This window comes from Bradyrhizobium japonicum USDA 6 (assembly GCF_000284375.1).
GTDB classification, from domain to species: Bacteria; Pseudomonadota; Alphaproteobacteria; order Rhizobiales; family Xanthobacteraceae; genus Bradyrhizobium; species Bradyrhizobium japonicum.
In genome coordinates, this window is the sequence record NC_017249.1 from 2,077,214 (window position 1) to 2,098,669 (window position 21,456).

19 protein-coding genes and 1 pseudogene are annotated in these 21,456 nt (G+C 60.9%); 10 read left to right on the forward strand and 10 right to left on the reverse strand.

The features are described 5' to 3' along the window. Positions 1 to 817 precede the first annotated feature (817 nt). From BJ6T_RS09745 to BJ6T_RS09755, 3 genes are all read right to left on the reverse strand, one after another. On the reverse strand, positions 818 to 1,939 hold the full coding sequence (locus tag BJ6T_RS09745; protein WP_014492158.1) for a glycosyltransferase family 4 protein: 1,122 nt from the start codon (positions 1,937 to 1,939) through the stop codon (positions 818 to 820). A 13-nt stretch (positions 1,940 to 1,952) separates the two neighbouring features. Then, entirely contained in the window at positions 1,953 to 2,864 is a 912-nt protein-coding gene (gene rpoH / locus BJ6T_RS09750) for an RNA polymerase sigma factor RpoH (RefSeq protein WP_014492159.1), read from the reverse strand. A 295-nt stretch (positions 2,865 to 3,159) separates the two neighbouring features. Next, on the reverse strand, positions 3,160 to 3,708 hold the full coding sequence (locus tag BJ6T_RS09755) for an ETC complex I subunit (RefSeq protein WP_049824943.1): 549 nt from the start codon (positions 3,706 to 3,708) through the stop codon (positions 3,160 to 3,162). 698 nt (positions 3,709 to 4,406) lie between these two features. Here BJ6T_RS09755 and BJ6T_RS09760 point away from each other — a divergent pair. The 4 genes from BJ6T_RS09760 (at position 4,407) to BJ6T_RS09775 (ending at position 6,654) form a co-directional block, all read left to right on the forward strand. Continuing rightward, entirely contained in the window at positions 4,407 to 4,859 is a 453-nt protein-coding gene (locus BJ6T_RS09760) for an Hsp20 family protein (RefSeq protein ID WP_014492161.1), read from the forward strand. Positions 4,860 to 4,955: 96 nt separating this feature from the next. Next, positions 4,956 to 5,441 carry an Hsp20/alpha crystallin family protein gene (locus tag BJ6T_RS09765; protein ID WP_014492162.1) on the forward strand — a complete coding sequence of 162 codons (486 nt, stop codon included), beginning with the start codon at positions 4,956 to 4,958 and terminating at the stop codon, positions 5,439 to 5,441. A gap of 121 nt (positions 5,442 to 5,562) precedes the next feature. Continuing rightward, entirely contained in the window at positions 5,563 to 5,925 is a 363-nt protein-coding gene (locus tag BJ6T_RS09770) for an SPW repeat protein (RefSeq protein ID WP_014492163.1), read from the forward strand. A 93-nt stretch (positions 5,926 to 6,018) separates the two neighbouring features. After that, positions 6,019 to 6,654: a MarC family protein gene (locus BJ6T_RS09775; RefSeq protein ID WP_014492164.1), complete on the forward strand. Its 636-nt coding sequence runs from the start codon at positions 6,019 to 6,021 to the stop codon at positions 6,652 to 6,654. A gap of 157 nt (positions 6,655 to 6,811) precedes the next feature. Here the strand turns inward: BJ6T_RS09775 and BJ6T_RS42495 are convergent, their stop codons facing one another. Beyond that, entirely contained in the window at positions 6,812 to 7,906 is a 1,095-nt protein-coding gene (locus BJ6T_RS42495; protein WP_160321074.1) for a sensor histidine kinase, read from the reverse strand. 902 nt (positions 7,907 to 8,808) lie between these two features. Between BJ6T_RS42495 and BJ6T_RS09785 the strand changes: the two genes are divergently transcribed. Next, positions 8,809 to 9,984 carry an MFS transporter gene (locus BJ6T_RS09785; protein ID WP_014492166.1) on the forward strand — a complete coding sequence of 392 codons (1,176 nt, stop codon included), beginning with the start codon at positions 8,809 to 8,811 and terminating at the stop codon, positions 9,982 to 9,984. Positions 9,985 to 10,143: 159 nt separating this feature from the next. Here the strand turns inward: BJ6T_RS09785 and ftsH are convergent. Further along, a pseudogene (gene ftsH, locus BJ6T_RS09790) lies at positions 10,144 to 11,984 on the reverse strand (ATP-dependent zinc metalloprotease FtsH). Positions 11,985 to 12,510: 526 nt separating this feature from the next. Beyond that, positions 12,511 to 12,792 carry a hypothetical protein gene (locus tag BJ6T_RS09795; protein ID WP_225894962.1) on the reverse strand — a complete coding sequence of 94 codons (282 nt, stop codon included), beginning with the start codon at positions 12,790 to 12,792 and terminating at the stop codon, positions 12,511 to 12,513. Positions 12,793 to 13,345: 553 nt separating this feature from the next. On the opposite strand from BJ6T_RS09795, the gene BJ6T_RS48170 reads away from it, so the two are divergent. Genes BJ6T_RS48170 through BJ6T_RS09810 form a run of 4 tightly spaced genes read left to right on the forward strand, consistent with a single transcriptional unit; the run spans position 13,346 to position 16,381 of the window. Continuing rightward, positions 13,346 to 14,068 (forward strand): COG1470 family protein, encoded by a 723-nt coding sequence (locus BJ6T_RS48170; protein WP_014492171.1) that lies wholly within the window; start codon positions 13,346 to 13,348, stop codon positions 14,066 to 14,068. Between the two features lie 2 nt (positions 14,069 to 14,070). Continuing rightward, positions 14,071 to 14,499: a COG1470 family protein gene (locus BJ6T_RS48175; protein ID WP_014492172.1), complete on the forward strand. Its 429-nt coding sequence runs from the start codon at positions 14,071 to 14,073 to the stop codon at positions 14,497 to 14,499. Continuing rightward, the gene (locus BJ6T_RS09805) at positions 14,496 to 15,428 is read left to right on the forward strand and encodes an ABC transporter ATP-binding protein (protein ID WP_014492173.1); all 933 of its coding nucleotides are present in this window, start codon (positions 14,496 to 14,498) and stop codon (positions 15,426 to 15,428) included. The genes BJ6T_RS48175 and BJ6T_RS09805 overlap by 4 nt, the downstream gene beginning before the upstream one ends. Next, positions 15,428 to 16,381, forward strand: a complete 954-nt coding sequence (locus tag BJ6T_RS09810; RefSeq protein WP_028169854.1) for an ABC transporter permease — start codon at positions 15,428 to 15,430, stop codon at positions 16,379 to 16,381. Before BJ6T_RS09805 ends, BJ6T_RS09810 begins: the two co-directional genes overlap by 1 nt. 133 nt (positions 16,382 to 16,514) lie before the next feature. Here the strand turns inward: BJ6T_RS09810 and BJ6T_RS09815 are convergent, their stop codons facing one another. The 4 genes from BJ6T_RS09815 to groES form a co-directional block, all read right to left on the reverse strand. Next, positions 16,515 to 17,924 (reverse strand): Do family serine endopeptidase, encoded by a 1,410-nt coding sequence (locus BJ6T_RS09815; RefSeq protein WP_014492175.1) that lies wholly within the window; start codon positions 17,922 to 17,924, stop codon positions 16,515 to 16,517. A 430-nt stretch (positions 17,925 to 18,354) separates the two neighbouring features. Then, positions 18,355 to 18,708, reverse strand: coding sequence for a hypothetical protein (locus tag BJ6T_RS09820; RefSeq protein WP_014492176.1), 354 nt, complete (start codon positions 18,706 to 18,708; stop codon positions 18,355 to 18,357). Between the two features lie 206 nt (positions 18,709 to 18,914). Further along, positions 18,915 to 20,537, reverse strand: coding sequence for a chaperonin GroEL (gene groL / locus BJ6T_RS09825; RefSeq protein WP_014492177.1), 1,623 nt, complete (start codon positions 20,535 to 20,537; stop codon positions 18,915 to 18,917). Positions 20,538 to 20,577: 40 nt separating this feature from the next. After that, a complete protein-coding gene (groES, locus tag BJ6T_RS09830) occupies positions 20,578 to 20,892 on the reverse strand; it encodes a co-chaperone GroES (RefSeq protein ID WP_014492178.1) in 315 nt (104 codons plus the stop codon). A gap of 271 nt (positions 20,893 to 21,163) precedes the next feature. Here groES and BJ6T_RS45410 point away from each other — a divergent pair, with 271 nt between their 5' ends. Continuing rightward, positions 21,164 to 21,331, forward strand: coding sequence for a hypothetical protein (locus BJ6T_RS45410; protein ID WP_014492179.1), 168 nt, complete (start codon positions 21,164 to 21,166; stop codon positions 21,329 to 21,331). The last annotated feature ends 125 nt before the right edge of the window (positions 21,332 to 21,456 follow it).

Sequence of the window (21,456 nt, forward strand, 5' to 3'; positions counted from 1 at the left end):
GTGGCACTAGCGATGGCAGACGCTCGAAGTCTGATTGGATCTCGCACGCCGTCCGCTGCCTGCTTCAGGATGTGCTGAGCCATCCCAGATTTGAGGGCTTCAGATTTGAATCCATCCGGCAGAGCGGCCCAAGCTTAATCAAGGATCGCCCGGAGGATGGTCGGGAGCAAACGCGCTCTCAGTCGTCGGACATTGCCCAGGGAGCACCCGATGATGGCTCGATCATGCATAGTCGGGTGCCTGACATTAAATTCACGCCGGCCCAGTTTGCGCTGGGTTTTCCTAACCTTTTTCATGAACACTTGAACCCGCGCTGCGAGGCGAAGACACGATAGATGCCCGATCAACTCCCGCTGTTCAAAATCCACCTGAGAAAACGCGGTCGCGCCTGCAGGTGGTACCTGTGCACGACCGAGGGCCGCGCCGTCATGCTGGGATCGGAAGGTAGCCGGACCGCCGCCAGGTACCAAGCCAATCGCGCGTTGTTTCTGATGCTGCTGGCTTCGGCCTGTCAACCGCCCCGGCTCGGCCGTCCCGGCGGGAGCCGCTCGCGCCGAAGTCGTTCATCAGCCGGTTGACGTGGGCGCGCGTCTTAGAAAGCTCTGGTTCCAATCCGTAAATTTACGGAATCCAAATCTCGCGGCCATTGTGCTGTAATGTCACGACCGGATAGGCGTATTTCATCAGCTATCGATATTTCCGGTGGGCCGCAGGCCTCTTGGCTGCGGCCATTTATTTTTGGTTGTTCCGCATTGCGTGACGCGTGATCTGGCCATCCGCTTATCGATCGACCGGATCGGCTTTTCTCCGAGTTGCCCTACGCGCTGCCTCGGGAACGGGCTTCCACGCCGTGTCCGTTGGTTGCCGCCGAGCGTGCAGCGAGTGTCGAAAGCTGGCGGTCCGGCGCCGGGTGTCTGCGAAGAATCTTCTGGTAGACCCGCATATAACTGGCTGCCATGCGGGCCGAGGAAAAGTGCTCCTCGAATCTGGAACGGATGGTCCTGCGGTCGAGCGCCATCAAATTGGGAATGGCCCGCACGGCCCGGTCGACGTCGGATACGATGCACCCCGTCACTCCCTCCTCGACGATCTCCGGGACCGACCCGCAGCGAAATGCGAGCACCGGCGTGCCGCATGCCATCGCTTCGATCATGACCAGCCCGAACGGCTCGGGCCAGTCGATCGGAAACAGCAACCCGGCCGCCTGGCCGAGAAACTCGCTCTTGGCATTCTCGCAGATCTCGCCGACGAACTCGATTCCCGGCCCCTTCAGCATCGGGGCGACCACGTCCCGGAAGTAGGCCTCGTCCGCCTTGTCGACCTTTGCCGCGATCTTGAGCGGAAGACCGGCCTGCCGCGCAATCGCGATCGCGCGGTCGGGCCGTTTCTCAGGCGAGATGCGCCCCAAGAAAGCAAGATAACCGCCTCTCGGCTGGAAGTTCGGCGTCAGCAGATCGAGCGGCAGTCCATGATGGACGGTTGCGACGAAGTTCGCGCCCGACAGCGGCGTCCGCTGCGCGTTCGAAATCGAAACCAGCGGCATGTCGGAGAACCGGCGGTAGAACGGCATGTGGTCGGCGAGGTCCTGCCTGCCGTGCAGGGTGGTCAACGCCCTGCCGCGCTCGAAACGGAAAAGCGGGAAATGGAGGTAATCGATGTGGAAATGGAGGACATCAAACTCGCTGGCGCGCTCGGCTACCTTGTCGAGCATAACCATATGGTGGGGCAGGGGATCGCGGACGCCCGGATCGAGGCGCAACGCGCGCGGGATGCAAGGCACCAGTTCGGCGGAGGTGATGGAATCTCCGCTCGCGAACAGAGTCACCCGATGTCCTTGCCGGACGAGTTCCTCGGTCAGGTATGAAACGACCCGCTCCGTTCCGCCGTAGAGCCGAGGCGGAACGCTCTCGAATAGCGGAGCGATCTGCGCAATTCTCATTTGCGTCTCTCCGTCATCGCCCCGGCCGTTCACCGATCGGCAGGAGCGTTCCATCGAGCCGGGCGCTCAGTGCGCTCCTAATCTTTTGCAGCGCACGAACTTCGATCTGGCGAATCCGTTCGCGCGACACGCCGAAGGTCGGGCCAAGTTCGTCCAATGTCTTCGGCCGTTCCGCCAAGAAGCGCGCTTCGATGATGTGACGCTCCCGGGAAGTCAGGGAAGCCAGTGCGTCTTCGAGTGCGGAACGGACCCGTTCGCGATCGACCCTTTCGGACAACAGGGTTTCGGGGTCTGGCGACGGATCAACCAGGCAATCTTGCATTTGCTCCGAGCCGTCCTGCTGGGTCAGCGGCAAGTTGAGCGAAATGTCGCCGCGGATCCTGCCATTCATCTCGACGACCTCCCGGGGAAGGACCTGCAGCTGTTCGGCGATGTAACCAACCTGGTCCGGCGACAGGTCGGCTTCCTCGCCTGCCGAAATCTGGCTCTTGAGTTTCCGGAGCTTGAAAAACAACTTCTTCTGGGCCGCCGTGGTGCCGATTTTCACTAAGGACCAGGACTTCAGAACGTACTCATGAAGGGTCGCCTTGATCCACCACATCGCATAGGTGGCAAGCCGGACGCCTTTTTCGGGCTTGAACCGCTTGACCGCCAGCATCAGGCCGACATTCGCTTCCGAGATCAGGTCGGCGACGGGAAGGCCGTAGCCGCGATATCGAAGGGCGAGCTTTGCGGCCAACCGAAGGTGACTGGTCACCAGGCGATAGGCCGCTTCGCGATCGCCGTCCTCTCGCCAACGGCGTGCGTACATCGCCTCGTCGGCCGGATCCAGCAGCGGAAACTTGCGAATGGCGGCGAGGTAGCGGGGGAGCCCGCCGTCCGAGTGAAGCGGAGGCAGATTCGACACGATTGAAAGGGTGCTCATTTCCAATTCCTCCTTAGAGCAAAGTGGGGTTCGAGCTACGGGCATGGGCTTGGGCCCTGACGGCGCCCTAAGTGCCTCATGCAGCCGGCGACCACAAAATGTCGTGGCGCCCGAAATGTTCCTTCGAGATTTGAATGACGTAGCGAATTGCGGCGGGACCGGTTATGCGGCGTGTGCTGGCGCTGCCATGGCATTATCCGCCGGAACGTTCGCGCCCTGAGCGCCAGCAGCTCAGGCTGGACCTCGTGCTGGAGCGAAGGCCTGCCAGGCATGCCTTCGGTGATTGCCTGGTCGATCAATATTCGATCCACGCCAGGCCATCAGGTTTCGCCATCCATGCTCCCATCCGCACCGCCGCCATGGGCGAAGTCCAGCCTTTCTCGCCGTGGCGATCGGTCCGGACGAACCGCACCGGAACGGCCTTGCCGTAGCTGTCCTGAAGGGCACCTAGTCCGAGCCACCCGAAGGTTTCGTCCCAGAAGGCCTGCTTCATTTTTGCGGTGCCCGCTCTGGGGTGGTCTGCACGACGGACGGAAAGCCGCTGACGGTTGGCGCAAAGGATCGCGGCCGCGAGGGTCGGAAAACTGAGCTCAACTGTCACGAGTGGGTCGTCGTCACCGATCCATTCCATCAGCGGCTCGAAAGACGGGAAGCCGCGCCGCTCGACGATAAAGACGTAAACCCCTTGCTGCGGGCTGTTCTCGTGATCATGGCGCCGCCGCGCCGGCCGCGAGCTACCGCATCCCGTGCGAATGCCGGCGGGTTCAGCGATGGTCTTTCGATCATTGTCGTTCGCGGCAGTGCGCCTCTTGGGAGCTAAGGCCGAGCAGCATGGTTCATCCATGCTCTTGCGACCAGTCCGTCAGGTCAGGAAGAGCACCCCTTGCAGATGTCCGGGACAATGTCTTCGGCGCGGAAAACCGGGTTCCTGTCGCCGGCACGGTTGGACCTTGTGCTTCGACCGGACGGTATCTGCTGCGGTGCCTCCGTCTGAACGACGCGTTCGAGCCGCTATGCTGCTTCAGCTTCGTTCGCTGCGCAGCGGCCGCTTCGCTTGCGCTGAAGAGCGTGGCGAACGCGATAAAAGCTGCGAGTACACCGTGCATCGTTCCTCCTCCACATCCTCCTGAAAGCAACGTGGACCGCCTAACAGCCATCTCCCTGCGGGATCTGGCGCCAGTCCTACAAAGGCTTTGGCGGCGGTGGATTTAGGAAAGCGGCGCGGGCGGTCAAGAGGTGCGAATGCCCGGGACTAGAGGGCCGCGCTTGCTCGAGGCATGGGTTTCGACTGCGTCAAATATCGGTCACTCGATAAGTCCGGGTGCGAAACGGGTCAGGCCGCACGCTTGATGGCTTTACCGAAGCCACTCCCGTGTTGAAAATTGTAAGACGCGCGCCGGCCGGGATCTTGAAACCAAGCCGAACGCTTCTAGTTCTTTTAGTGTCACTAGCGTGACGCCGGATGCCGTCAGGGTCTGGCCAAGGCCGCCGGAGAATGCGCCGGCGTTGCTCTTTCCATGTTGCTCAAAGGAGGATGTGGTTATGAGAACCTACGATCTGTCTCCGTTTTGGCGTTCGAGCGTCGGGTTCGATCGCCTGTTTGATCTCGTCAACGACACGATGAACGACAGCGATGATTATCCGCTGTATGACATCGAGCGTATCGACGAGGACCAGTACCAGATTTCACTGGCGCTGGCCGGCTTCGGCCCGGAAGAGATCACCATCACCGCGAAGCAATCGACGCTCACCGTCGAGGGCCACAAGGCGAACAAGGGTGATCACGACTATCTCTATCAGGGAATCTCAATGCGGCCGTTCCGCCGCGTCTTCAACCTGGCGGACTTTGTCCAGGTGAAAGACGCCGCCTTCGAAAGCGGTATGCTGAAGATTGCACTGGTTCGGGAAGTGCCGGAGGCGATGAAGCCGCGTCGCATAATGATCGAAGCCGCCGGCAACGAAAACCAGCAAATCGAGCAGAAGCAGGCGGCCTGACGGAGTTCCGTTCAAAGTGTCGAACTGCCTGTGCGTGGCGCCGCCGCGTGCAGGTGAGTTCTGACCAGCAAAACTGTGGAACAAAGGAGGACAATTATGGCACTACGCGATCTGATACCGTGGAACAACGGCTCTCGTGATCTGAGCCTGAATCGCAATGAGCCCAATCCGTTTCTCGTGCTTCACCGCGAGATGAATCGGCTGTTCGACGATACGTTTCGCTCGTTCGATATCGCCCCGTTCAGCTCTCAGGCAATGGGATGGCCGAGCGTCGAGGTCAACGAGACTGACACGGAGGTTAAGGTCGTCGCCGAACTTCCTGGCCTCCAGGAGAAGGACGTCAATGTCGAACTCTGGGACGGCCTGTTGACCATTAGCGGCGAGAAGAAGAACGAGACCGAGGACAAGGAGCGACGCTTTACCGAGCGCTACTACGGGCGCTTCGAGCGTTCCATCCCGATCGATGACGTCGACCAGGACAAGGTCGTGGCGTCGTTCAAGGATGGCGTTCTCACCGTGACGCTGGCGAAGTTACCGAGCGAACGGCAGAAGGTGAAACGGATTGCCATCAACGGCAAGTAACCGCGGCGCGGGCGAGCGCTTGCGGCCTCGTCCGCACCGGCGGTTTGTCATCCACCAGTTCAGTCGTACCGCGGCTGATCTCAGAATGAGAGTGAAAGGAGCTATGTAAGGAGTTACAGCCATGAACACCGTCTGGAAAAAAGATATGATCGCTGATGTGGTAGGTCTTGTGATCGGCCTGGGCCTGTTCTTTTCGCCTTGGGCCGTGGGATTCTCCACTGAAAGCCCGATGAACTGGAATGCCTGGCTAAGTGGCATCATGATCGCCGCGCTTGCTGTAGCAGCGCTAGCGCTGTTTGCCGAGTGGCCGGAGTGGCTGACTCTCGCGGCCGGCGTTTGGGTCGCGGTGTCGCCGTGGGTGCTGCATTTCTCGTCTAACGCAACCATCACACCGCTCCACGTCATCGCCGGAATTCTGGTGGCGGCTGTTGCGGCTTTGCGACTCTGGTATATGCACCAGAGCTATCCCCGTGTGACAGCCTGATACTTGGCAAGGGAGGCCTGCACGGCCTCCCTTGTCCTTTGCCGCACGAAGGCTGCGCTCTCTTCTTCGCAAAGATCGCGAGATACGCCCGTCATGCTTTCTGATTTTACGATCACCGCCTTTGCAACTCTATTCGTAGCGATCGGACCGATCGATACGGCAATCGTGTTCGGTGGCCTGACAGCGGGTGTTCACCGGCCTGAGCGGTTTCGGTTGGCGTGGCAGGCCGTGCTGATTGCCGGAATTGTTCTGTTGGGTTTTGCACTCTTCGGCAACCGACTGCTAGGCGCACTACGGGTTTCGCTGGACGCCTTTCGAGTTGCGGGTGGCATCTTGCTCTTGTTGCAGGCCATCCAGATGATCTTCGCTCATCCCTCGGGACTATCCTCGCTCACCGCACTTGAACGGCGCGAGGCATTGGAGCCAGGCGACATCGCGATTTTTCCCTTGGCGTTTCCGGTCATCGCCGGACCTGCCGGCCTCACGGCGGTCGTTCTACTGATGGGGCAAGCCGGTGATCCGGTCGGCTCAATGATAGTATTGGCAGCTATGCTACTTTGCCTTTTGCTAACGTACTTCGGGATGATCTTCACCGACGTCTTGCACCGGGTGCTGAAGGCTACCGGATCCAATGTGTTGGCGAGGCTTGCCGGCGTTATTCTGGCCACCCTTGCTGTCCAATTCATATTTGACGGTATCAGAGGTGCTCGGCTTGTAGCAGGCGCTTGAGAAGACCCCGCCTATCCCCGTTGCGGGCGTGGGGCGCCTCGGATCAGCGACCAAGAGGACAGGTATTGTCGATGCCTTTGATCGCGGAGACTGGCCGCCGGCCGTCTCGTCGCCACAGAGCAGGCGACCCTCGTCGTCCGGATGAATGCGGCCCTGCTCATTTATCATTCTGGTCCAACAAAAATGAGACGGTGCATTCTATTCCATCGGAGCCAAACGTTCGCTCGAATCGCCCGTGCAACATATGTGGTATCGATTTCTCGAGAAACTCTGAACCGAAGCCCCGCCGGGCCGGCTGGGGCGCGATGGGGCTCGTCCGCTCGCGCCAGCGGAGTTGGAACTCATTTTCATTGCCTCGATCATGAGCGTCCCACGATATGTCAATATGACCATTCTCCATGGAGAGGGCGCCGTGTTTAACGGCGTTTGTGGCGAGCTCGTGTATCGCCATCGACAACACCTCGGCCTGTTTTGCCGGAATCGAGATCGCGGGGCCGCGCTGCTTGAGGTTCTCGCCCTCGACAGCGCCGTGCACTGAGAGCTCCTGAGAGAGTACCTCGCGGATATCGATCGTGCTCGTATGGCTCCGGCTTAACAAAGCATGAGTGCGCGCAATCGCAGCCAATCGGTCCTCAAAAGCTTTTGCAAACTCGTCAAGGTTCTGGCTCTTGGCGCGCGTCCTCCGCGCGATGGCTTGGATAGTCGCCAGTATGTTATTGATGCGATGCTGAAGCTCGTGACCGAGCATTTCCTGTCTGAGCGCCCGCTCCGCCAATTCTCGCTGGATTCTCACTCGGTCGATAGCAGATGCCAACAGGTTGGCGTAGTTCTGAAGAAAATCGATATCGTCCTGCTCGAATTTCCGCAGCTGCCGCGAGTCCACCTCCAGCACACCGAATGGGCCGTCCTCACCGCGAATAACAACATTGACGGTGCTCCTGACGCTATGCTCGATCAAGAGCTTGGGAATTTCGAACCGAACCTCCCTCTGGGTATCTTCGGTAATCACCGGCTGGTTCGTGTGCAAGGCATAGCCAGCCGGCGAGCCCTCATGCGCGGGTATTTCAGCATGCCCTACCACGCCGGGGTTCCAGTTCACCCCGGCGCGGACGAGCAAATTCTCCCCGCCTGGGACGAGCTCCAGCACTTTCACTAGCTCAACATCGATGGCATCAGAAACAAGCTTAGTTGCCTCTTGTAGAAGACCATCTATGTCGTCGCTCCGCAAAGCTCGCTTGCCGAATTCGGACAATGTGGAGACTTGTCTCCGGAGCTTGTGCGCTTCCGAATGGGGCACTTTCGCAGTCTCCCATCGTAAATCGGATAAATGCTTACCGCCGGCTGCGGGTTCCAATGACGACTCTTAGCAGTTTAGCCACAGGGGTGAACCAATCTGCGCCAGACGAGAGGTTAGAGCGTTGCCGCGCCAACAAGCGGCACCTTGCTGGCCGCGCTTACCTTGCCCGACAGAGGCAGCGGAAAGACGCTGGGGCGCGCGCGGACATCAATGGATTTTTGGCCCGCTGCCAAAGTCATTTCTGGTTGGCGCCGGCCTCAGAAAATCTGATCGATCCACAAAGAGCTATCGCGCCCGGCGGCGCTGAAAGCATCGACGCTTAGCTTCGTCACCCGCGGCTGAATTCAGCCGCGAAACGTTTTCCGACAGGCAACTGCTATAGCCATCCAATCTCGCAGCAGTCCTCTGTCCTCCTTTGAGAACGCGGCCCGCCGCTTGAGATCATCCAGAGTGTCGCCGGGATGGCATCGCTCGTAATCCTGACGGATCAGCGATTCCAATTCTTCGTCGCTAGATGATTGGAGATCGTGGTTGGAGGTGATCGGCCGCACTACGAGCATCCCAAAAGGCGTTCTGCGTATACGGTTAAATTAGGAAGAGCGAGCGACTCTTCAATCCTCAGAGGAGACCGCACGCAAGCTCTTGGGATCAGTGCGGAGCAACTTCCACTTTTGGCTATCGCACAGTTCCGGAGCCTCGCGAGCGTGCTTTTCGTGCGCTCAATGGAGCGCATGTCCCAGAGATGAGCAGAGCTGCCGGTGGACTCCCGCAGAGCTGCGTCCGCGCAAATTGTGCAGACCTGATGTATTAGTATGCAATCCTCGTGTCGGTAGAACGAGCCCTTTGGGGTAGCCCCAGTGCGCATCAGTAGACCGATCGCCTACATTGTTCTTTACGTCGCGCTGTACGCTGCGTTTGGCGTGTCGTCGCCCTTTTGGCCAAAATTTTTCGAAACGAGAGCTCTGACTCCCCAGCAAATCGGTCTGATACTAGCAGCTGCAATGCTAGTGCGCCTTGCCGTCGGCCCAGTGGTAGGAATGCTGGCCGATCTTTTGGGGTCATTACGCCTTCTGCTCGCGACCTGTGCTGCCCTGGCAGCCGCTACGGCCGCCGCATTCTTGTTGGCAAATACGTTTTCGCTATTGTTCCTTATAGCTTTAGTTCAAGCTGCAGCACTTGCCCCCACGACGTCGATTGCCGACGCGTTGTCAGTTAACGCAGCAAAGCCTGAGATCGCAGGAAAGCCTTTTGAATATGGCTGGATACGCGGCTCTGGATCGGCGGCATTCGTATTGGGAACGTTGACTGTCGGGCAAATAATCGGTCAAGACGATCTCACCCCGATCATCTGGATGAATGTGGCCCTACTGGCGGTCGCAGCTGGGGTAACAGCCCTGCTGCCCCGTGTTAATATTCAGCCCAAACCTTATGAAGGCGGCCTGACCGCTCTCGCTGCCCTGCATGGGCTTCTTAAGATATCGCAGTTTCGCATCCTGATTTTAGTTTCAGCTCTGGTCTACGGGAGTCACGCGATGCACGACGCATTTGCTGTGATCAGGTGGAGCGCTGCAGGCATCGATACGCCGATCATAAGCGTCCTATGGTCCGAAGCCGTAGCGGCAGAAGTCATCGTGTTTTTCCTAATTGGTCCATCGTTACTCGACCGCCTCGGCGCGCGTGGAGCGGCTGCTCTGGCAGCCGCAGCTGGGATCATACGGTGGTCCATCGAGGGCGTGAGCACCTCCGTTTTAGTGCTCTCAATTCTACAACCGGTACATGGGTTGACTTTCGCCCTGCTTCATCTTGCGTGCATGCGTATGATGGCGACACTCGTTCCAGCTAGGACAGCCGGAACGGCTCAAGCCCTTTATGCCTTTGGCTCAGGGTTGGCGACTGCCGTACTAACTTTGTTGTCAGGAATTCTCTTTGCCAGGTTTGGAGGCGTGGCCTTCTTTCCAATGGCCCTTCTCTGCGGCGTCGCTCTCCCGTGCGCGTGGTTTGGCTTCCGGGACCGGTCTGACGAGGCTGTTTGATCCAGCGGGACGCTGGGCGAATGGCAACCGCAAGTCGGGGCACGCTGAGCTGCGGTCGAATGTCACTTGTTTGCGAAGTCACCGACCCGCATTAGTCTCGCGCCTTCGGATAGAAACATCAAGATGTCGCCCGCAGCCGCATTGCGGCACGCGCACCGCCTAGACAGCCCTTAGCCCCTCCTTGGGCGTTTCCTGCACCAGCGCATCGAGGTCGCTTTGCTCGAGCGTTTCCTTTTCCAACAGGGTCCGTGCCGCCCGGTCCAATATCGCGCGGCGGGCCTTCAAGAGGCTCTGCGCACGCTGAAATACCCGATCAACGATGGCGCGAACCTCATGATCTACTGCGGCGGCGGTCTCTTCGGCATATTCGCGCTCGCGCGCAGGATATGGCCGGTCAGGCCCGGCGAGGAAATTGCCTGGCTCGCGGTCGTAGGCGATGCTGCCGAGCTTTTCGGACATGCCGTAGCGCGTGACCATACTGCGGGCGATGTCGGTGACGCGGCGAAGGTCGTCGGCCGCGCCCGTCGACAGATGCTCGAAGACGATCAATTCCGCTGCGCGGCCACCCAGCAGCACGGCCATCTTGTTCTCCAACTCTTCCTTGGTCATCAGGAAGCGATCCTCGATCGGTCGCTGGATGGTATAGCCGAGCGCCCCGACCCCCTTGGAATGATCGATACCTTGTGAACCGGGTCGACGCCCGGCAATGAAAGCGCGATCAAGGCGTGGCCCATTTCGTGATAGGCGACGATCTCCCGTTCCTTGGGATTGAGCAACCGGTTGCGTTTTTCCAGCCCCGCGACCATGCGCTCGATGGCATTATTAAAATCGGTCATCGCGACCGCATCGGCCCCGCGGCGAGTTGCCAGCAGCGCGGCTTCATTGACAAGGTTGGCGAGGTCGGCGCCAGTGAAACCAGGCGTCATCGCCGCTACGGCCTCAGCGTCGAAGCCGGGCGCGAGCTGCAACTTTTTCATGTGCACCATGAGAATCTCGGTGCGGCCCTTCCGGTCCGGACGGTCGACCAGCACCTGGCGGTCGAAGCGGCCTGCGCGCAGCAGTGCGGGATCGAGGATCTCAGGGCGGTTGGTGGCGGCGAGTATGACGAGGCCCGAGCGTGAGTCGAAACCGTCGAGCTCGACCAGGAGCTGGTTGAGGGTCTGCTCTTTTTCGTCGTGGCCGCCGGAGAACGCCCCTATGCCGCGGGCGCGGCCGAGCGCATCCAGCTCATCGATGAAGATAATAGCGGGGGCCTTCTGGTGCGCCTGCTGAAAGAGATCGCGGACCCGGGCCGCACCGACGCCGATGAACATCTCGACGAATTCCGAGCCGGAGATCGAGAAGAACGGGACCTTCGCCTCCCCGGCAATGGCCTTCGCCAACAACGTCTTGCCGGTGCCGGGCGGTCCGACCAGCAGCACACCCTTGGGCATCCGGCCGCCGAGCCGGCCATACCCCGCCGGACTCTTGAGGAAATCGACGATTTCGCGCAGTTCGTCCTTAGCCTCGTCAACGCCGGCAACGTCGGCGAACGTCACGCCGGTATTGGATTCGACGTAGATCTTCGCCTTGCTCTTGCCGATGGCCATCAGCCCTCCGCCAAGGCCTCCGCCCTCTGCGGCGCGCTTGCCGATGTACCACCACAGGCCGAAGAACAGCAGCACCGGCATAACCCATGACAGCAGGTCGCGCACAAGGGTGCTCTCGACCTGACCAGTGAAGAGGACGCCGGCTTTCTCGAGCTCCTGTGCGATCCCAGGGTCAACGCGCGTGGTAACGAACTGCTTTTGTCCGCTGGGCAAAGGCTCTTTCAACGTGCCCTGCAAAATGCGATCGGAGATCCCGACCGTCGCAACCTTTCCCTGCTTCAGCAATTGCTGGTATTCGCTGTAAGGGATGACGGCGACCTGGCTGGCTGCCGAGACGATGTACTGAATCAGAAGGATCGCGGCGACTGCGGCGATCGCATAGCCGACGTTGAAGCGGGTGTTATTCTTCATGCCGCGAACCGCTCTCGATGCGATCGAACTCCGAACGGATCCAGAACTCTCATATTCACATCTCGCTTGACAATCTCAGCGTGCTGCAGCGCCACGGTCGGCCCGATCCATTCGCGGGATCCAGGCCACCGCGTGACAGGAGATGAATTAGGAGCGTGCGATTAGGTTTCAAGACCTGAGCGACGAGAGCGTGCAACTAGCCGGTCCCGCTTTTCCTGCCGGCCCTTCTGGGTCCGCATGACGCGGCCGGCCGCCGCGATGTGGGCAGGGTAGCCGTCGTGCTTGGGCTGGGCGCCGCTGTCACTTCCCTCTTCAGTAACGGCTCAAGTTTCCCAGGCCGAGGCGCTCCGTTTGAAAGAAAATCCGCGTAATGTTCGCGAACGTGTCGTTGTCGAGCGCTCGCGAATTTCAACCTTTCTGAAATCGAAAGCGATTGCGAGTTCGTGCCGCCGACGGCTCGAACGACAACGGCACAACCCACTCTTCTTGTCTTTTCCAATACTCTTCACGAGTCGCACTAAGTTGCTCACCGCCGTGCCGCTTGCTCGACGAACTGATGCAGCGAATAGGGTAGTTCGCCGCCGCGATCGGCGCAGCGCTGGCTCAGTTTTCGCGCTATTTCTTCGGAAACGTCACGAACCCAACCCTCCGCGAGATTAAAGCGAATGATGCGTACCGGATTGCTGTACTGGCCCTCCAACAAATCCTCGATGACCGCTTCAAGACCGGTGTCTTCGACGTTTGTCTCTCGCCAAGCACATCCCATTGCACCGAAGTCATCGAGGACGAGATAGACGTCCTGGTCCATGACGGGGACAATCGATGGTGACTCACGCATTACCCCACTCCACGCAACCAAAAGCGATTCAAAAGACGGGGGCGAGAATGGTTCCTTCAAGGCAAGGGGCTTTGTCATCAGTGGCCAGGGCAGGGTACGGGAGCGAGCCCCTGGAAGACGTGGGGTTAAGAATAGCCGCGAGGGGTCCCTGGGCGAGTGCCAAGTGAATGCCGGTCTGGGATGACGTGGTCCCGGCGAGGCAAAGCTCCTGCCGTGCTCGCTTTGACCCGAGACCGGGATGGCGACGCATCTGCTTGAGATGCGACAAAAAGCTCGCGCGGCGCGTCTTGACGAAAACAACGTGCGCTCTACGTCGTTTTTCGTCCGGCGGCTTCAAGTCCGGGCCGCTAGTGACATCGCCGATTCGGATTGCCGGATGCAACGCGTTTCACCCGCTGCATACAGAGCATGTATGAAGCGCGACTAGCGCGCCTTGCGGTGCGGAAGAAAGGAGAAAGCCGCACGGTGCCCGACAATCAGGCGGACTGGTTTGTCGGACGCCGAAGGACACAAAGAGGGTACCATGAGATCGTTCAAGCGCGGCGCGCGCTTTTTTCTGTCCGTTGTTCTGGCGACTTTGATCGGTCCAGCTGCCTCCCTGGCCGCGGAGACTTCCCCACCCCTTACCGGGCTTTGGATCACGACCCCGCATCCCGAATTCTCGCTGAAACCAGGCGAGGCCGGATCAATCCAGCTCTCCGTCCGAAACGCACATCAGCCCCCGCAGCGGCTGGGGCTAGGCCTTGAGGGTCTCCCGGAAGGCTGGGAAGCGGCATTCAAGGGCGGTGGAAGACAAGTCTCGGCGGTGATGGTAGGCCCCGACGAGACTGAACGCCTTACGCTCGAACTGAAGCCACCCGCCGGCATCTCCGCAGGCACTTTCGCGCTCAAGGTCAACGCCAGGCAGGACGGGCAGACGATTTCATTGCCTCTGAGCGTCAGACTTTCGGAAGCGGCCTCCGGAAAGCTCACGCTCGAACCTGAACTGCCGGCCCTGCGCGGCACGCCTCGTTCGACCTTCAGCTTCCGGATCAAGGCTACCAACGGCGGCTCCGATCAGTCGCTTTTTAACCTGTCGGCGCGAACGCCCGAGGGATTCCAGGCAAAATTCAAGCGAGGTTACGGCTCGGAGGAAATCACCGGGCTACCGATTAACGCAGGGAGCTCACACGCGCCGCGGCTGCCGGCCGTTATCCTATCGCGGTCCGTCTGTCGGGCGGTGACAAATCCGCCGAAACCGCGTTGAGCTTGGAAGTCACCGGCGAGCCGCAATTGCGAATGGTCGGCCCGCAGGAGCGTCTCTCCGGCGACGCCGTTGCGGGAGAGGAATCGAACTTCACCTTCTCGCTTGTCAATGGAGGGTCAGCGCCCGCGACCGACATCGAGATGTCCGCTTCGCCACCGTCAGGCTGGAGCGTCACCTTCGAGCCGAAGCAGATCGGAAGCATCGCGCCGAACCAGACCCGAGAAGTGAACGTAAAAATCAAGCCTTCCGAACGGGCGGTTGCCGGGGACTACATGGTCACGCTGCGCAGCGGCGGCGGCGGGCTGTCCGAATCGGTGCAGTTTCGAACGACAGTGCGAACCTCAACCATTTGGGGCGTTGCCGGGCTCGGCGTCATAGCCGCTGCCGTGCTGGTTCTCGGCGGCGCCGTGATGCGGTACGGACGGCGATGAGCGACGAATTCATTATCGAGGCGAGAGGTCTTGCCAAGCAATATGGTCCGCATGTCGCCGTGGACGGCATCGACCTGCAGGTCCGCGCCGGTGAGGTGATCGGTCTACTTGGCCCGAACGGCGCCGGCAAGACGACGACAATTCTGATGTTGCTGGGACTGACCGAAGCCACGCGCGGGAGCATTCTGATCCTCGGCAAGGACCCGTTGCGGCGGCCGCTCGAGGTGAAGCGCGATGTCGGATATCTGCCGGATTCCGTCGGCTTCTACGAGACTATGACGGGCCGCGAGAACCTTACCTACATGGCTCGGCTTGCCGCCATTCCGCGCGGGGTAGTGGGGGAGCGCATCAACAGCGTTCTCGCCTCCGTCCACCTGCTCGAGGTGGCCGACCGTCCGGTCGCCACGTACTCGCGCGGCATGCGGCAGAGGCTCGGCATCGCCGAACTGCTGATGCGCCAATGCCGGATCGCCATCCTGGACGAGCCGACGTCCGGGTTGGATCCGCAGTCGACCCAAGAGCTGCTTGACCTGATCCAAAAGCTTAGCCGCGGCGGCATGACGATCCTGCTGTCATCGCATATGCTCGACGTCGTTCAGACCGTGTGCCACCGGATCGCGCTTTTCAACAAAGGCAGGATCGGCTTCTTCGGAACGATCGAAGAACTGGCGGCCAAGATCGGCGGTGGCACATATGTCATCGACGTCGAGGCGGAGGGAATCGATCTGTCCGCGCTCGCTACCACCGTCGATGGTGTCAAGGACGTCATGGCGGTGAACGGGCATTGGCAATGCGAGGCCGTGCGGGACGTTCGGCCGCAGCTCGCGCAGCGGATCGTCGCCGCGGGTGGCGCGCTGCGCAACCTCGACCTGCGTCGGGCTAGGCTCGACGAAGCCTATGGCCGGTATTTCCGGGAGGTTCACCAATGATGGTGCGTGAGGGATCTCCATTCCGCGGAGTCGGCGTCATTGCGCTCAAGGAGGCGGCCGATCATTTGACCAGCGCTCGCATGCACCTGATCATGGGTCTGGTGCTGCTGACGGCGATCGGTGCGGTCTATGGCGCGATCGGCCGCATCAAGGATACCACGGCCGAGGACGCCTATCTGTTCCTGAAGCTCTTCACGGTGGCGCGCGAGCCGCTACCGTCATTTGCCGCGTTTCTCGGCTTCCTGCTACCGCTGGTAGCCATCGCGCTTGGTTTCGATGCGATCAATGGCGAATACAACCGCCGCACCATGAGCCGGCTGCTGGCACAGCCGATCTATCGCGATGCCGTGCTATTCGGAAAGTTTCTCGGAGCACTTCTTGTCATTGCCATCGCGCTACTCACGCTGTGGCTGCTGATGACCGGGCTCGGTATTCTGTTTCTCGGATTGCCACCAACGGCGGCTGACGTCGTTCGCAGTCTGGCCTATCTGGCAGCGACGCTTGCCTGCGCCGGCGTTTGGCTTGCGCTCGCCATCGCATTTTCGGCCGTCATTCGGTCACCGGCGACGTCGGCGCTTGCCGCATTATCGGTGTGGCTCATTCTCACGGTCTTTTGGGGAATGATCGCGCCGCTGCTGGCCGGCCTTATCGCACCAATCGATCCGCTCGATCCTTCTACGGTGCTTGCGCAGTTCGAAGCTCAGCAATTGATTGCGCGGCTTTCGCCGCAAACGCTCTATGCTGAAATCACGGCCATATTGCTCGACCCCGCAGCGCGCTCGGTTGGACCATTGTTCATGTCGCAGCTTCAGGGCTCACTGTACGGAGCACCTTTGCCGACGATGGAAAGCGCGCTGATCGTCTGGCCCCAGCTTTCGGCGCTGGTTGCCGCCATGATCCTGTTGTTCACGGTTGCCTATGTCGCCTTTCAACGTCAGGAGGTGCGCGCCTAGCGTCATCCCGAACGCCTGTCCCAATTGGTGGAGCCGGCTTCCAGCGTTGGAAGGCCTTTAGCTTCAGGCCCCGGCAAGCTCCGCGGGGTCCTCCGTGGGGCGATAGAAGGGATAGATGCGATAGGTGCTTCGTTCAGGAGATCGCGAAAAAGAGCGACTGGCCCTCGCGATTAATGCGCACCAAAAGGGGTCTATTCTCCTGGCGCGCCTTTGCCCATTCTTCGGCCAGGTCCGGGGGCTGAGCGACAGAGCGATTGTTGGCCGCCACGATCACGTCGCCGGGTCGGATACCGCTCTCGGCCGCTGGTGTACCGGGTTCGACATCACCGACCACCAACCCCGAATCGACGCCTAGGCGCCGCCGCGCAGCATCCGACATCGGTCCGAGACTCAATCCAAGCCGTTTGCCGTCCTTGTCAGAGTTTTCCCAAGCGCCCGTCCGGGCCGGGCGATCCTGTTGACGCTGCCCAACGGCGACGGTGATCTCCTGCGTCCTACTGTTTCTGACCACGGTAAGCGGGGTCCGCGTCCCCGGCTTCATTTCTCCGACGGCCCGAGACAGAGTGCGCGGTCCCTCAATGGTTTTATTTCCGATGTGCGTGATCACGTCGCCGACCTTGATCCCGGCGTCGTCCGCGGGGCTGCCCGACTCCACCGCGGCAACAAGTGCGCCCTTGGTATCGGGCCGGCCCAGCGCTTGGGCGATCCCGGTCGTCAATTCCTGCAGGCGCATACCGACGTAGCCCCGCTCGACCTTCCCCGTCCGGATGAGCTGATCCGCGACCGCCTGCGCGGTCCGCGACGGAACGGCAAATCCGATGCCGACGTTGACGCCGACCGGCGAAAAGATCGCCGTATTGACGCCGATCACCTCGCCCGCGGCGTTGAACAGCGGCCCGCCCGAATTGCCTTGGTTGATCGAGGCATCCGTCTGCAGAAAATCGTCATATGAGCCGGCTTGGATGTCGCGCGCCCGCGCCGATAGCACCCCGACAGTGACCGTGCCGCCGAGGCCGAAGGGACTTCCGATCGCGATCGTCCAGGCCCCGGGCTCCATCTTGTCGGAATCCCCCCAAGTTGCGACAGCCATACCGGGGCGCGGTTCGATCTTGAGTACCGCGATGTCGGTGGACGGGTCTCGACCGATCAGCTTCGCCGGCACATCCGTCTTGTCGGTGAAACGGACATGGATCTCGCTGGCTTTGTCCACCACGTGGTTGTTCGTCACGATGTGGCCCTCGGGACTGACGATGAACCCTGAGCCGAGCGCCGTCCGCGCCTGCGTACGAGGTTCGCCGAAGCGACGCCGAAACAGGTCACCGAAGGGCAGGTCGTCCGGCAGCCCGCGCGCCTCGTCTTCTATCATCTGCTTCGTGAGGATCGCGACGACGGCGGGCATCTTCTCGCGTACAACCGCGGTAAAGTCGATTGGAACCGCGGCCGGCTGGGCAAAAGCCGGTGTCTTCGCCGACGCGAGCGCACTCGCGGCAAGAGCGCTCGCAACTAGGGTACCGAACAGGTGCGTTCTCAGATGACGGGTCATGTGGCGTTTCCCTTTTTAAGATTCGATCCGCTCGAACCTCGGCGGAGCTTCGCTCTACGAGTAACGTCGCGCTGCGCGAGCGGTTGCGTTGGTCGAAGAGCAGCGACGTTTTGACCGAAGGCAGCGGCCTGACCGCGGAGCCTGCTCTGGACCGCTATCAGAAGGCAGGGATTTCGAATGTATGGCCGCGCTGCAGCCCGCTGCGGCGCGGGGCGGGCGCCGGATCCGGGTCGTTCGGACGATTAGCCCGCAGTCGGCAGGGAGGCCGCTACGATGGGAAGAGCCCTTGGCGTCCCCCGTTTCCCAGACTTTGGCTCTCCACCCACGCTGGTGGGCCTCTCTGCCGACGACAGCGCAATGCGCCGGAACGGCGCGGAGTTCGCGCTGCGGCCAGGCCGCCGCTGCGGACCGAGCTATCGGCGGCTTCGTTTTAACTCACCCTCGGGAGGCCCCGGTCGTACTCCGTTGGCATGCGGAAGAGCCCGGGCCGAGCGCTGTCGGGCAACAGAAGGGTGTCGACTTTGAAAATCGGAGTGCTCGGCTTCCAGTTCATCCAGCGCATCGAATCCAGGTAGGGAATGGGCGGAAGCGGCAGCAGATTGCCGGCGGTGTCCATGGCCAGCTTCGGCGAACCGTCCCTGGCCAGCCTCGGCGAACCGTCCATGCCCCAGGCGCCGAACGGCAGAAGCATTGTCGCCAAGGCAAAGGCGCCTGCCACGATTTTTCGGGTTCGGCGGCCAAATGTCTCCGCACGGGCGGAGTCGAGTGTGCGAGTCCTGATCATCTCATCCTCCCATCGTTGAAAAACTGGTCCATGCGATCGTGAGAAGGCTGAGGGCGAACATGAGCCAATGCATTACAGTCGCCCCGCTCTTGCGCGATCGAGATTGCATGCGTGTGCTCATCTGAGTCTCCTTGTGCTGTGCGTTTCCTTTCTCTTTTGGTCAGTGGTTAGGGAGCCCGGCCGGTGGCGGCCGGGCTCGGTCTTGCTCAGAAGTCCATCGGCGGCGCGGCGGGCCCCGGCTCGGACTTCTTCGGCTTTTCGGCGACCAGCGCTTCGGTGGTGATCAGCAGCGCCGCTACGGAAGCCGCATCCTGCAACGCGGTGCGAACGACCTTGGCCGGATCGATCACCCCTGCCTTCGCCAGGTCTTGGTACTCGCCGGTGGCGGCATTGAAACCCCAGTTGTAGCTGGAGTTCTCAAGCAGCTTACCGACTACTAGCGAGCCGTCTTCGCCGGCGTTCTGCACGATCTGCCGTGCCGGCACCTGGATGGCGCGGCGCACGATGTCGACGCCGGCCTTCTGGTCGGCATCCGCGATCTTGATGCCATCGAGCGCCTTCAAGGCGCGCAGCAGCGCAACGCCGCCGCCCGGCAAGATACCTTCCTCGACCGCCGCCCTGGTCGCGTGCATCGCGTCGTCGACGCGATCCTTGCGCTCCTTGACCTCGACTTCGGTCGCGCCGCCGACGCGGATCACGGCGACGCCGCCGGCCAGCTTCGCAAGCCGCTCCTGCAGTTTCTCGCGGTCGTAGTCGGAGGTGGTTTCTTCGATCTGCATCTTGATCTGGGCGACGCGGGCCTCGATGTCCTTCTTGGACCCCGCACCGTTGACGATGGTCGTGTTCTCCTTGTCGATGACGACCTTCTTGGCGCGGCCGAGCATCTTGAGCGTGACGTTCTCGAGCTTGATGCCGAGATCTTCCGAGATTGCCTGGCCACCGGTCAGGACCGCGATGTCCTCCAGCATGGCCTTGCGGCGATCGCCGAAGCCCGGCGCCTTCACGGCGGCGACCTTCAACCCGCCCCGCAGCCGGTTGACGACGAGGGTCGCGAGCGCTTCGCCTTCCACATCCTCGGCAACGACGAGCAGCGGCTTGCCGGACTGCACGACGGCTTCGAGCAGCGGCAGCATGGACTGCAGGGTCGACAGCTTCTTCTCATGGATCAGGATGTAGGGGTCTTCGAACTCGACCCGCATCTTCTCGGTATTGGTGACGAAGTATGGCGACACGTAGCCGCGATCGAACTGCATGCCTTCGACCACCTCGAGTTCGGTATCGAGGCTCTTGGCTTCCTCCACGGTGATAACCCCATCGTTACCGACCTTCTGCATGGCGTCGGCAAGAAAGCGGCCGATCTCGATATCGCCATTGGCCGAGATGGTCGCGATCTGGGCGATCTCGTCGTTGGTGGTGACTTTCTTGGCGTGCGCCTTCAAATCATTGACGATGGCTTCGACGGCAAGATCGATGCCGCGCTTGAGATCCATCGGGTTCATGCCGGCGGCGACGGATTTGGCGCCTTCCTTGACGATGGCCTGGGCCAGCACGGTCGCGGTGGTTGTCCCGTCGCCCGCGAGGTCGCTCGTCTTGGAGGCGACTTCGCGCACCATCTGCGCGCCCATGTTCTCGAACTTGTCCTCCAGCTCGATTTCCTTGGCGACGGTGACCCCGTCCTTGGTGATGCGCGGCGCGCCGAAGGATTTCTCGATCACGACGTTCCGCCCCTTGGGGCCGAGCGTGACCTTGACCGCATTCGCCAGCGTATCCACTCCCCGCAGCACCCGGTCACGGGCGTCGGTGGAGAATTTCACCTCCTTTGCAGCCATGTTCGTTGCTCCTCTGTCCTCAATAACTGTCGGCTTCGGCTCAAGCGGCCTTCTTGACTGAGTCGGTTTTGTCGACCACGCCCAGAAGATCGCTCTCCTTCATGATCAAGTAGTCCTTGCCGTCGATCTTCACTTCGGTGCCCGACCATTTGCCGAACAAAACCCGGTCTCCCGGCTTGACGTCGATCGGGATCAACTGGCCTTGCTCGCTTCTGCCGCCGGGACCCGAGGCGACGATCTCGCCTTCCTGCGGCTTCTCCTTTGCGGTGTCGGGAATGATGATGCCGCCGGCGGTCTTCTCCTCGGCATCGATGCGGCGCACCAGCACGCGGTCGTGCAGTGGGCGGAAATGCATGCACATCCTCCATGTCAGTTCAGCGATGTTCAAAAACCGGAGCCAGCAAACGGCCCCTGGGCGAAAAGGACCTAGGATCCGAAAAACCGCCGTTCAAGGGGTGTTTGAAAAATATTTGTCACTCTGACCGTCCGAGTGCCAACCGCGGTGAAGGACGGATTTGGCTCGACCAGCTAACCGGGGAGCGCTCATCCATTCATCGCCCTCGCTCCGTAGCTGACTGCGGATTGAGGCGTCTGCCCCATGTCGAACCCCGCCAAGAACGCCGAACATGGACGACTATCGCGACCTGGTGATTGCTGGTCTGGCGGTGCTGTGTGCAGGTCTCATGTTGGTCGCCGGTCTCCTGTTCATTCTGAGTTCGTCCGACGGGTCGAAACCGGCGGAGCTTGAGCCGCCAAGCCCGCAAGTCGCGGCATGGAGTCCTTTGGAGACGTAGGCGTTATGGAAAGCCAGGGGTCAGAGCCGCTTCTTTTCCTGCTTTCGCCTTCATCACGTCCGCTTGAGTGCGATAGGCCTTTGCCAAGTTCAAGAGGCTCTCCGAGATTTCTGCATCAGCGGCCA

What these genes read in the sequence shown, in the direction of transcription:
- BJ6T_RS09760 (WP_014492161.1), top strand. Translation starts at nt 4,407, where the DNA reads ATGAGAACCTACGATCTGTCTCCGTTTTGGCGTTCGAGCGTCGGGTTC.
- BJ6T_RS09795 (WP_225894962.1), bottom strand. Translation starts at nt 12,792, where the DNA reads ATGGACCAGGACGTCTATCTCGTCCTCGATGACTTCGGTGCAATGGGA.
- BJ6T_RS09815 (WP_014492175.1), bottom strand. Translation starts at nt 17,924, where the DNA reads ATGACCCGTCATCTGAGAACGCACCTGTTCGGTACCCTAGTTGCGAGC.
- BJ6T_RS45410 (WP_014492179.1), top strand. Translation starts at nt 21,164, where the DNA reads ATGGACGACTATCGCGACCTGGTGATTGCTGGTCTGGCGGTGCTGTGT.
- BJ6T_RS09820 (WP_014492176.1), bottom strand. Translation starts at nt 18,708, where the DNA reads ATGATCAGGACTCGCACACTCGACTCCGCCCGTGCGGAGACATTTGGC.
- rpoH (WP_014492159.1), bottom strand. Translation starts at nt 2,864, where the DNA reads ATGAGCACCCTTTCAATCGTGTCGAATCTGCCTCCGCTTCACTCGGAC.
- groES (WP_014492178.1), bottom strand. Translation starts at nt 20,892, where the DNA reads ATGCATTTCCGCCCACTGCACGACCGCGTGCTGGTGCGCCGCATCGAT.
- groL (WP_014492177.1), bottom strand. Translation starts at nt 20,537, where the DNA reads ATGGCTGCAAAGGAGGTGAAATTCTCCACCGACGCCCGTGACCGGGTG.
- BJ6T_RS09775 (WP_014492164.1), top strand. Translation starts at nt 6,019, where the DNA reads ATGCTTTCTGATTTTACGATCACCGCCTTTGCAACTCTATTCGTAGCG.
- BJ6T_RS09805 (WP_014492173.1), top strand. Translation starts at nt 14,496, where the DNA reads ATGAGCGACGAATTCATTATCGAGGCGAGAGGTCTTGCCAAGCAATAT.
- BJ6T_RS09810 (WP_028169854.1), top strand. Translation starts at nt 15,428, where the DNA reads ATGGTGCGTGAGGGATCTCCATTCCGCGGAGTCGGCGTCATTGCGCTC.
- BJ6T_RS09745 (WP_014492158.1), bottom strand. Translation starts at nt 1,939, where the DNA reads ATGAGAATTGCGCAGATCGCTCCGCTATTCGAGAGCGTTCCGCCTCGG.
- BJ6T_RS09755 (WP_049824943.1), bottom strand. Translation starts at nt 3,708, where the DNA reads ATGGATGAACCATGCTGCTCGGCCTTAGCTCCCAAGAGGCGCACTGCC.
- BJ6T_RS48170 (WP_014492171.1), top strand. Translation starts at nt 13,346, where the DNA reads ATGAGATCGTTCAAGCGCGGCGCGCGCTTTTTTCTGTCCGTTGTTCTG.
- BJ6T_RS09765 (WP_014492162.1), top strand. Translation starts at nt 4,956, where the DNA reads ATGGCACTACGCGATCTGATACCGTGGAACAACGGCTCTCGTGATCTG.
- BJ6T_RS09770 (WP_014492163.1), top strand. Translation starts at nt 5,563, where the DNA reads ATGAACACCGTCTGGAAAAAAGATATGATCGCTGATGTGGTAGGTCTT.